The organism is Limnohabitans sp. DM1, from assembly GCF_001269385.1.
Taxonomy (GTDB): Bacteria; Pseudomonadota; Gammaproteobacteria; order Burkholderiales; family Burkholderiaceae_C; genus Limnohabitans_A.
Genome location: NZ_CXOO01000022.1, coordinates 95445 through 106184, shown reverse-complemented (window position 1 = coordinate 106184; position 10740 = coordinate 95445). Strand labels below are relative to the sequence as shown.

The 10740-nt window shown below is 60.0% G+C and carries 10 protein-coding genes; 7 read left to right on the top strand and 3 right to left on the bottom strand.

Annotation, left to right across the window (positions count from 1 at the left end; all coding sequences use genetic code 11):
• Positions 1-448: 448 nt before the first annotated feature.
• Positions 449-1300 (top strand): 4-hydroxybenzoate octaprenyltransferase, encoded by an 852-nt coding sequence (gene ubiA / locus AMM33_RS08355; RefSeq protein WP_090140310.1) that lies wholly within the window; start codon positions 449-451, stop codon positions 1298-1300.
• 58 nt (positions 1301-1358) lie between these two features.
• Here ubiA and proC read toward each other — a convergent pair whose 3' ends face one another.
• From proC to AMM33_RS08340, 3 genes are all read right to left on the bottom strand, one after another.
• Positions 1359-2183 carry a pyrroline-5-carboxylate reductase gene (gene proC, locus AMM33_RS08350; protein ID WP_090140309.1) on the bottom strand — a complete coding sequence of 275 codons (825 nt, stop codon included), beginning with the start codon at positions 2181-2183 and terminating at the stop codon, positions 1359-1361.
• Positions 2184-2307: 124 nt separating this feature from the next.
• On the bottom strand, positions 2308-3801 hold the full coding sequence (glpK, locus tag AMM33_RS08345) for a glycerol kinase GlpK (RefSeq protein WP_090140307.1): 1494 nt from the start codon (positions 3799-3801) through the stop codon (positions 2308-2310).
• A gap of 17 nt (positions 3802-3818) precedes the next feature.
• Complete coding sequence (locus tag AMM33_RS08340; RefSeq protein WP_090140305.1) at positions 3819-4589, bottom strand: DeoR/GlpR family DNA-binding transcription regulator; 771 nt, start codon at positions 4587-4589, stop codon at positions 3819-3821.
• A 161-nt stretch (positions 4590-4750) separates the two neighbouring features.
• Here AMM33_RS08340 and AMM33_RS08335 point away from each other — a divergent pair, with 161 nt between their 5' ends.
• The 6 genes from AMM33_RS08335 to AMM33_RS08310 all read left to right on the top strand — a co-directional run bounded on the left by AMM33_RS08335 (position 4751) and on the right by AMM33_RS08310 (position 10736).
• Positions 4751-5827 (top strand): ABC transporter ATP-binding protein, encoded by a 1077-nt coding sequence (locus tag AMM33_RS08335; protein WP_090140303.1) that lies wholly within the window; start codon positions 4751-4753, stop codon positions 5825-5827.
• The gene (locus AMM33_RS08330; protein WP_090140302.1) at positions 5827-6903 is read left to right on the top strand and encodes an ABC transporter ATP-binding protein; all 1077 of its coding nucleotides are present in this window, start codon (positions 5827-5829) and stop codon (positions 6901-6903) included. Before AMM33_RS08335 ends, AMM33_RS08330 begins: the two co-directional genes overlap by 1 nt.
• A complete protein-coding gene (locus tag AMM33_RS08325; RefSeq protein WP_090140300.1) occupies positions 6900-7793 on the top strand; it encodes a carbohydrate ABC transporter permease in 894 nt (297 codons plus the stop codon). Before AMM33_RS08330 ends, AMM33_RS08325 begins: the two co-directional genes overlap by 4 nt.
• Positions 7786-8598 carry a carbohydrate ABC transporter permease gene (locus AMM33_RS08320; protein ID WP_090140298.1) on the top strand — a complete coding sequence of 271 codons (813 nt, stop codon included), beginning with the start codon at positions 7786-7788 and terminating at the stop codon, positions 8596-8598. The genes AMM33_RS08325 and AMM33_RS08320 overlap by 8 nt, the downstream gene beginning before the upstream one ends.
• A 1-nt stretch (position 8599) precedes the next feature.
• A complete protein-coding gene (locus AMM33_RS08315) occupies positions 8600-8908 on the top strand; it encodes a DUF2160 domain-containing protein (protein WP_090140296.1) in 309 nt (102 codons plus the stop codon).
• A gap of 94 nt (positions 8909-9002) precedes the next feature.
• Positions 9003-10736 (top strand): ABC transporter substrate-binding protein, encoded by a 1734-nt coding sequence (locus tag AMM33_RS08310; RefSeq protein ID WP_090140294.1) that lies wholly within the window; start codon positions 9003-9005, stop codon positions 10734-10736.
• The last annotated feature ends 4 nt before the right edge of the window (positions 10737-10740 follow it).

The following is a 10740-nucleotide window of genomic DNA, read 5'->3' as shown; positions in this document are numbered from 1 at the left end:
ATTCAAAGTTCTTCTGTTCAGTAGACAAAACACGACCGGGTGCTTGGCCTTTTTGATGCAAATGTGTGAGCCGCCAGCACATCGAAAATTTCTACGAAAGTGCCAAAATTTTCATGGATGGCTGAAAATTAACTAGAAATAACATTTTTTAAAAGCATTTGATTCATTAAATACTTTTTATGTTTTCGAATTGAAATTTAATGTGTTTTGACATTTTGGTCAATTGAAAAAATGATATTGCTGGAAATGTCAATTTCACACCCCCATTTGGGGTAATCCCGATGAATGGGCGGGTCACAAGGAGTCCGGTGATGTCAGGCTTCAGGTGGTTTGTCGGGGTTTCTAGAAACTGCCCCTGCCGTGAACAAGCCGTGCCTAAAGAGGTTTTTGGGAGCGTGTAGAAAAGGGCAGGTCAGGGACACATCGTTCAGGCACCGATAATTCGGCCATGACCGACAAACTCAGCCTTTATCTGGATCTGATCCGCTGGAACCGGCCTGCGGGCTGGTTGCTTTTACTGTGGCCATCGCTGGCTGCTTTGTGGGTGGCCGCAGGGGGATTCCCGGGCTGGCACCTGATCGCAGTGTTCACCCTGGGCACCATCCTAATGCGCAGCGCGGGGTGTTGCATCAACGACGTGGCCGACCGCGACTTTGACAAACACGTCAAACGCACCGCCAACCGTCCGGTGACCAGTGGGCGCATTGGCACGAAGGAGGCATTGCTGGTCGGTGCCGTTTTGGCCTTGTGTGCGTTTGGCTTGGTCTTGACCACCAACAGGGCCACCGTCGCCTGGTCTTTTGCGGCGCTGGCCGTGACCTTGGTGTATCCCTATGCCAAGCGTCTTGTGTCCATGCCGCAGGCGGTGCTGGGGGTGGCTTTCAGCTTTGGCATTCCGATGGCGTTTGCCGCTGTGCAGGGCGCTGTGCCGCTGCTGGCTTGGGGTTTGTTGCTGGGCAATCTGTTCTGGGTGCTGGCCTATGACACCGAGTACGCCATGGTGGACCGCGACGATGACCTGAAGATCGGCATGAAGACTTCGGCCATCACCCTGGGCGATCATGACGTGCCCGCCATCATGGGCTTTTATGTGGCCTACCTGTTGATCTGGGCCTGGCTGCTGAACGCATTGCAGCAAGGTGTGTGGTTCTGGATGGCCTGGGTGGTGTCGGCAGGCCAGGTGATCTGGCACTACAGCCTGATCCGCCAGCGCAGCCGCGAAGGCTGCTTCAAAGCATTCAGGTTGAACCACTGGCTGGGGTTCAGCGTGTTTGTGGGGGTGGTCTTGTCTTACCGTTGAGTGCCAAAGGTGATCCAGCATGTGTCGGGGTCTTCGACCACCGACCTGCGGGGGCCGCTCAGGCCTTGCCGAATTCGTCCCCCAACTCGCGTGCGCGTACTTCGGCGGCGTGCATGGCTTTGACAAATGAGGCTTTCACGCCCGAGTCGTCCAGCGACGTGATGGCCGCGTAGGTGGTGCCACCTTTGGAGGTGACGCGTTGGCGCAGCACTTCGGGGGATTCGGTCGATGCCGCAGCCAAGGTAGAGGCGCCCGAGAAGGTGGCCACTGCGAGTTGGTAGGCCTGCTCGGCGCTCAGGCCCATGCCCACGCCGGCTTGGGTCATGGCTTCGAGGAAATAAAACACATAGGCCGGACCGGACCCCGACAAGGCGGTCACGGCGTCCAGATGCGACTCTTGCTGCACCCAGACGTATTGCCCGGTGGTGCGAATGACTTGTTCCACCAGCGCTTTGTCGGCAGGCGTGACGGATGGACAGGCGAACAGCCCTGTCATGCCTTGGCCCACCAGCGCGGGGGTGTTGGGCATGCAGCGCACCACGCGGTCGGTGCCCACCCAGCGGCAGATGCTGTCGGTGCGGATGCCTGCGGCCACCGACAGGTGCAGCGCGCCTCGGGTGTGCGGCATGACGGGCGCGGCGGCTTCGCTGAAGATTTGCGGCTTGACCGCCCAGACCACCAGATCCGCCTGGTCCAAAGCGGGGCCTGCGGCAGGCAGCGCGGTGATGCCAAAGTCATTGAGCAGTTTGGCGGCGGTCTCGGCAAACGGTTCCACCACGGTGATCTGCTCGGGCTTCATGCCCTGGCGGATCAGGCCGCCGATGATGGCGCTGGCCATGTTGCCGCCGCCGATGAAGGCGATGTGGGGTGTGGAGTGAGACATGGGATGTTCAGTCGTGTGCTTTGTGGGACGGGCCGGGCGCTTGGCGTCCGGGCCGGGTCTGAGGAATCTGAATTGTCGCTGCTGACGCGAGGGGTCTGAAGACGGTGGATCAGAACTTGGAGGGTCAGCGGGCAGTGGCCTGACGCACAGCACGCTCCCAGCGGTCCATGCGCTCTTGGGCCTGTTCTCTGGGCAAGGTGGGGTAGAAGGTGCGGTCGGCGCGCCACTGCTGGCTCAATTCCTCCAGGCCGCTGTAGACCCCGGCGTGCAGACCGGCCAGATAGGCGGCGCCCAGCGCGGTGGTTTCGGTCACGGCAGGGCGCACCACCGGAATGCCCAGCAAGTCGGCCTGGATTTGCATCAAGAGGTCGTTGACGCAAGCGCCGCCGTCCACGCGCAATTCGGTCACGGCCACGCCGCCACCGGCCACGGCGTCGCGGTTCATGCTGTGCAGCAAGGCAGCGCTTTGGAAGGCGATGCTTTCGAGTGCGGCGCGTGCAATGTGGGCCACGGTGGAGCCCCGCGTGAGTCCGACAATGGCGCCGCGTGCTTCGGCGTCCCAATAGGGGGCGCCCAGGCCGGTGAAGGCCGGCACGAACATGACGCCCCCAGCGTCGGGCACGCTGTGGGCCAGGCCTTCGACCTCGCCGCTGCTGGAGATGGCCCGCAGGCCGTCGCGCAGCCACTGCACCACGGCGCCACCGATGAAGACGCTGCCTTCCAGCGCGTATTGCGGGGTGCTGGTGGCCTGAGCGGCCGAGGTGGTGATCAGGCCGTTTTGGCTGCGCTGGAAGGTGTTGCCGGTGTGCATGAGCATGAAGCAGCCGGTGCCGTAGGTGTTTTTGGCCATGCCGGGGGTGAAGCAGGCTTGGCCGAACAAGGCGCTTTGCTGGTCACCGGCCACGCCGCCAATGGGCAAGCTGGCACCCAGCAGTGCGGCGGTGGTGTCGCCAAAGTGGGCACTGGAGGGCAAGACCCGGGGCATGAGCGCGTCCGGGATGTTCAGCAAATTGAGCAACTCGCTGTCCCAGGTGTTGGTGTGGATGTTCAGCAGCATGGTGCGGGCGGCGTTGCTCACATCGGTCACATGCGAGCGGCCATCGGTGAGCTTCCAGATCAGCCAGCTGTCCACCGTGCCAAAGGCCAGCTCGCCTTGTTCGGCCAGGGCCCTGGCGCCCGGCACTTGGTCCAGGATCCATTGCAGTTTGGTGCCAGAAAAATAGGCGTCGATGCGCAGACCGGTTTTGCTCAGCACCGTGTCTTCGTGGCCTTGCGCGCGCAAGGCCGCGCAGGTGGGTTCGGCGCGGCGGTCTTGCCAGACGATGGCGTTGTAAATCGGCTCGCCCGTGCGGCGGTTCCAGACCACGGTGGTCTCGCGCTGGTTGGTGATGCCGATGGCCGCCATGTGGCTGGCCTTGAGTTGGGCTTTGGCCAGCACTTCATGCACGGTGGCCAGTTGGGATGTCCAAATTTCCTGCGGGTCGTGTTCGACCCAGCCGGGTTGGGGGTAAATCTGCCGGAACTCGCGCTGGGCCATGGCCACTACCTGGCCGGCCTGGTCAAACACGATGCTGCGGGAGCTGGAGGTGCCCTGGTCCAGGGCGAGGAGGTAGCGCATGAAAAATCCTCAGAGTGTCATTGGGGGGCAGCCGTGACGCATTCCACATGGGCTTGCGTCATGAGGTCGGAAAAGCTGGCGGGGGGGACTTCGTCGGTGAACAGCACGTCGATGTCGCGCAAGTGGCCCAGCTCGACCATGGCCGGGCGGTTGAATTTGCTGTGGTCTGCGGCCAGCCAGACCTCGCGGGCATGTTCAATGATGGTGCGGGCCACCTTGACTTCGCGGTAATCGTAGTCGCGCAGGGTGCCGTCGGCTTCGATGCCGCTGATGCCAATCAGGCCAATGTCGACCTTGAACTGGCGAATGAAGTCCACCGTGGCTTCGCCCACGATGCCTTGGTCGCTGCCGCGCACCAGCCCTCCGGCCACAATGACTTCGCAGTCGCGGTGGGTGCTCATCAGCGCGGCGATGTGCAAGTTGTTGGTGATGACGCGCAGGCCACGGTGCTTGTGCAGCTCATGGGCCACGGCTTCGATGGTGGTGCCGATGTTCATGATCAGCGAACAGCCGTTGGGTATGCGCTGGGCAATGGCTTTGGCGATGCGATGCTTGCCCGCCGATTGCATGGCCTGGCGTTGGCGGTAGGCGATGTTTTCGGTGGTGGAGCCTGGCAGGCGCACGCCGCCATGAAATCGGGTCAGCAAACCGGCTTCGGCCAAGCGCTGCACATCGCGGCGCACGGTTTGCAAGGTCACGCCAAAACGCTCGGCCAGGGCTTCGATGGTCACGGGACCTTGTGATCGAACGGCATCGATCAGGGTTGTTTGTCGGGGGTTCAAATCCATGGTGTTTCGCTCAATATGGCTTATTCGAACATAAACGAACATATGTATCAGGGTATAGAGGGTAAATACGGGCTTTAAAAAAACTCAAGCGAACAATAAAATCTGTGAAGCGAAAAAAATGGAACTGAAATGATCCTGAATTCTCAACGCGGAGATGCGCCATGCAACTGAGCCTGGAAGGGGTGGGCAAGTCCGTTTCTGGGCAAGTTCACCTCAGTGCCCTGGATCTGGCCCTGAAAGCTGGACAGGTCACGGTCTTGCTGGGTGCGACGCAGGCGGGCAAGACCAGTTTGATGCGCATCATGGCCGGGCTGGACGCACCCACCAAAGGGCGTGTGCGGGTGGATGGGCAAGATGTGACGGGCGTGCCGGTGCGCCGCCGCGATGTGGCCATGGTGTACCAGCAGTTCATCAATTACCCGTCGATGACGGTGTTTGACAACATTGCCTCGCCCCTGAAATTGCGCGGGCAAAAGGATGTGGCCCAACGGGTGCATGAGCTGGCGGCCAAGCTGCACATCGAGATGTTTTTGGAGCGTCTGCCCGCTGAGTTGTCGGGCGGGCAGCAGCAGCGGGTAGCCTTGGCGCGCGCCTTGGCCAAAAATGCGCCGCTGATGCTGCTGGACGAGCCGCTGGTGAATCTGGACTACAAGCTGCGCGAGGAGTTGCGCGAAGAGTTGACGCAGTTGTTTGCCACGGGCGATTCGACGGTGGTCTATGCCACCACCGAACCGGCCGAGGCCTTGCTGTTGGGGGGCTACACCGCTGTCTTGCACCAAGGGCACTTGTTGCAATACGGCCCGACCGCCGAGGTGTTTCATCAGCCTGCGTCCATCCAGGTGGCCAGCGCGTTCAGCGACCCGCCCATGAACCTGTTGCCCGCACAAACCAGTGCCACGGGTGTGGCTTTGTCGGGTGGTTTTGAGCTGCCCTTGGCCTTGCCTGCATCGGCGCCCAAAGATGTGGTCTTGGGCGCACGCGCCAGCGCCTTGCGCGTGCAGGGGCAGCCGGGTGATCTTCAATTGCCGGGTGTGGTGGAGCTGGCGGAGATTTCCGGCTCGGACACCTTTGTGCATGCAAAAACGCCGGTGGGCAATCTGGTGGCGCAACTCACGGGAGTGCATGAGTTCAAGTTGGGAGCGCCCATCCGTTTGTTTTTGCAGCCTTCGCAGGTGTATGTGTTTGATGCCGCAGGCCCCTTGGTGATGGCACCTGTGCGCAAGGGGAGGGCGATCTGATGGCTCAAATTGAATTGGACTTGGCGCATGCCTACAAACCCAATCCGCAGCTGGAGACGGATTACGCCTTGCTGCCCTTGAAGATGAGCTTTCGCGACGGCGGGGCCTATGCCTTGCTGGGGCCGTCGGGTTGCGGCAAAACCACCATGCTCAACATCATGTCGGGGCTGGTGGTCCCCTCTCAAGGCACGGTGAAGTTTGACGGGGTCGATGTCACGCGCAGCAGCCCGCAAGCGCGCAACATTGCGCAGGTGTTCCAGTTTCCGGTGATCTACGACACCATGACGGTGGCGCAGAACCTGGCGTTTCCGCTCAAAAATCGCCAGGTGCCCGCCGATCAAATCCGCCAGCGCGTGGGCCAAATTGCCGAAATGCTGGACATGAGCCACCAACTGGACATGCGCGCAGCGGGCTTGTCGGCCGATCAGAAGCAAAAAATATCACTGGGACGAGGGCTGGTGCGCTCGGACGTGTCGGCCGTGCTGTTTGATGAGCCACTGACGGTGATTGATCCGCACCTGAAATGGCAGCTGCGGCGCAAGCTCAAGCAGATTCACCATGAACTCAAGCTCACGCTGATTTATGTGACGCACGACCAGGTCGAGGCGCTGACTTTTGCCGAAGAGGTGGTGGTCATGACGCGCGGCAAGGCGGTGCAGGTCGGCTCGGCCGAGGCCTTGTTCGAGCGACCGGCGCACACCTTTGTGGGGCATTTCATCGGTTCGCCCGGCATGAACTTTTTACCGGCGCAAGCGGTCGGGGGCGTTTTGACCGTGCAAGGCCAAGCGGTGCAGGTGCCACAAGGCTTGGCGGTGCCCGAAGGCGACCTCAAGCTGGGCATTCGGCCGGAATACCTGGCTGTATCAGAGGTGGCCGAGGCGGGCACTTTGGCTGCCGTGGTGCGCCAGGTGCAAGACGTTGGCACTTACCAAATGGTCACTTGCGATGCGGTGGGCATCATGCTGAAAGTGCGCCTGCCACCACAAGCGCAGGCGCCGCAGGTAGGGGCTCAGGTGTTCTTGCGTGTGCTGGGGCCGCACACCTGCTTTTACAAAAATGAGGAGCTGGTGGCATGAACGCGACTGAAAAACCCGTCAATCAAAAAGCCTGGTGGTTGGTGTTGCCGGTCTTGGTCTGTGTGGCGTTTTCAGCCATCCTGCCCCTGATGACGGTGGTCAATTACTCGGTGCAAGACATCATCTCGCCCGAACGCCGGGTGTTTGTGGGCACCGAATGGTTTGCCGCCGTGATGCGCGATGAAGAGTTGCACAGCGCTTTGTGGCGGCAGTTGAAGTTCTCGCTGGCCGTGCTGGCTGTGGAAATCCCGCTGGGCATTGCGCTGGCGCTGTCCATGCCGGCGCAGGGCTGGAAGTCTTCGGCCGTGCTGGTGCTGGTGGCCTTGTCGTTGCTGATTCCGTGGAACGTGGTGGGCACCATCTGGCAAATTTATGGACGTGCCGACATCGGTTTGATGGGCCACACCTTGCAGGCCTTGGGGTTTGACTACAGCTACACCGGTGACCCGGTGCACGCCTGGTTGACGGTGTTGATCATGGATGTGTGGCACTGGACACCGCTGGTGGCCTTGCTGGCTTTTGCGGGTTTGCGCAGCATTCCCGATGCCTATTACCAGGCCGCCCGCATCGATGGCGCCAGCAAGTTGGCGGTGTTTCGCTACATCCAGCTGCCCAAGATGCGCGAGGTGCTGATGATTGCGGTGCTGCTGCGATTCATGGACAGTTTCATGATTTACACCGAGCCTTTCGTGCTGACCGGTGGCGGCCCCGGCACTGCGACCACCTTCTTGTCGCAGTACCTGACGCAAAAGGCCGTGGGGCAATTTGACCTGGGGCCAGCGGCGGCGTTTTCGCTGATCTATTTCCTCATCATTTTGCTGCTGTGCTTTGTCCTCTACAACTGGATGCAAAGCCTGGGCGCAGCCCACAAGGAGCACGCACATGCATGAACAGCGTTTTCACAAGCGGTCGATTTTTCTGGCCGCCTACATCGTCTTTGCCTTGCTGCCCATCTATTGGATGGTCAACATGAGCTTCAAGACCAATGAGGAAATCCTGTCGAGTTTTTCCTTGTGGCCGCAACATTTCACCTGGGGCAACTACCTGACGATCTTCACCGATCCATCCTGGTACTCGGGCTACATCAACAGCCTGATTTATGTGGCCATCAACACGGTGATTTCGGTGTCGGTGGCTTTGCCTGCGGCTTATGCGTTTTCACGCTACCGATTTTTAGGCGACAAGCACATCTTCTTTTGGTTGCTGACCAACCGCATGACGCCGCCTGCCGTGTTTTTGCTGCCGTTTTTTCAGCTCTACACCACGCTGGGCCTGATGGATACGCACATTGCCGTGGCCATGGCGCATTTGTTGTTCAACGTGCCCCTGGCGGTGTGGATTCTGGAAGGTTTCATGAGCGGCATTCCGCGCGAAATTGATGAAACGGCCTACATCGACGGCTACAGCTTTCCGCGCTTTTTCGTGATGATTTTCTTGCCCCTCATCAAGGCCGGGGTGGGCGTAGCGGCTTTCTTTTGCTTCATGTTTTCCTGGGTGGAATTGCTTTTGGCGCGCACCCTGACCAGCGTGAATGCCAAACCGATTGTGGCCACCATGACACGCACAGTGAGTGCCTCGGGCATGGACTGGGCCACGCTGGCGGCAGCCGGTGTGCTGACCATCGTTCCGGGGGCCATCGTGATCTGGTTTGTCCGGCATTACATCGCCAAAGGCTTTGCCATGGGAAGGGTTTGACATGTTTGACTGGATGGTCTGGACCACGCCTGTGGCCGTTTTCTTCTCGTGCATCGGGCTGATGCTGGTGGGCATGACGGTGTGGGAAATCAAGTCCCCCACCGTGATGCGCAAGGGCTTTTTGCCCATGGCCACCACCCGCGGGGACCGCTTGTTCATCGGTTTGCTGGGGGCGGCCTACATCAACCTCGCGTTTGTGGGCGTGGCCGGTTGGCTGACCGAGCTTTTGTCGCTGGACGGTGAGCCCAGCGTGTGGATCAGTCTGGGGCTGTCCATCGTCTGGTTGCTGGGCGTCATGCGCAAGGGCTGATTCGTTTTTGTCGAAATTGTGGCCCGGAGTTTCCCCGGGGGGCCGCATGACTTTGTGTCTGTCACCGGGGAACTCACACCATTTGGGAGACATCATGAAATTGCGCTATTCCATTTTGGCCGTTTCGGCGGCCCTGGCTCTGGGCTCGAATGTGGCCTGGTCTGACGAGGCGGCGGCCAAGCGTTGGGTCGATACCGAGTTCCAGCCGTCCACTTTGAACAAAGACCAGCAGCTGGCAGAGATGAAGTGGTTCATCGACGCGGCCAAAAAACTTCAGGCCAAGGGCGTGAAGGAAATTTCGGTGGTGTCAGAGACCATCACCACCCACGAATACGAGTCCAAAACACTGGCCAAGGCTTTCAGCGAAATCACGGGCATCAAGGTAAAGCATGACCTGATCCAAGAGGGTGACGTGGTTGAAAAGCTGCAAACATCCATGCAGTCCGGCAAGTCGATTTATGACGGCTGGATTTCGGACTCTGACCTGATCGGTACCCATTACCGTTACGGCAAGATCCTCAACCTGACGGATTACATGGCCGGTGCGGGCAAAGAGTGGACCAACCCCGGGCTGGATTTGAAGGATTTCATTGGCACCAAGTTCACCACCGGCCCCGATGGCAAGCTGTATCAGTTGCCCGACCAGCAGTTTGCCAACCTGTACTGGTTCCGCGCTGACTTGTTTGACCGCAAGGATCTGAAAGACAAGTTCAAGGCCAAATATGGCTACGACCTGGGCGTGCCCTTGAACTGGAGCGCTTATGAAGACATTGCCGAGTTTTTCACCAATGACGTGAAAAACATCGACGGCAAGGCCATTTATGGCCACATGGATTACGGCAAGAAAGACCCCTCTTTGGGCTGGCGCTTCACCGATGCCTGGTTGTCCATGGCGGGCACAGCCGACATCGGCGCTCCCAACGGCTTGCCGATTGACGAATGGGGCATTCGCGTGGCCGATGACAAGTGCACCCCGGTGGGCGCTTCGGTGTCTCGCGGCGGTGCCACCAACTCGCCTGCAGCGGTCTATGCGCTGACCAAATACGTGGACTGGATGAAGAAATACGCGCCCAAAGAGGCCTCGGGCATGACCTTCGGTGAAGCCGGTCCGGTCCCCGCACAAGGCCAGATTGCGCAGCAGATCTTCTGGTACACCGCCTTCACGGCCGACATGACCAAGCCAGGTCTGCCTGTGGTGAACGCCGACGGCACGCCCAAGTGGCGCATGGCCCCCGGCCCCAACGGTCCCTACTGGAAGCAAGGCATGCAAAACGGCTACCAGGACGTGGGCAGCTGGACATTCTTCAAGAACCATGATGCCAACCGCACAGCTGCAGCCTGGTTGTACGCCCAGTTCGTGACGGCCAAAACAGCCAGTCTGAAAAAGACCCTGGTGGGCTTGACACCGATCCGTGAATCCGACATCCAGAGCAAGGCCATGACCGATATGGCGCCCAAGCTCGGTGGTCTGGTCGAGTTCTACCGCAGCCCGGCCCGTGTGGCCTGGTCGCCCACAGGCACCAACGTGCCCGATTACCCCAAGCTGGCCCAGCTGTGGTGGCAAAACGTGGCGCAGGCTGTTACGGCTGAAAAGACCCCCCAGCAGGCCATGGACAACCTGGCTGAGCAAATGGACCAGGTCATGGGCCGTCTGGAGCGTGCGGGCATGGAGCGTTGCGCGCCCAAGCTCAACAAGAAGGAAGACCCCGCCAAGTGGCTCAGCGACAAAAATGCACCCTGGAAGAAGTTGGCCAACGAGAAGCCAAAGGGCCAAACCATCGCCTATGACCAGTTGCTCAGTGCCTGGAAGAGTGGCCGCGCTCGCTGATCGT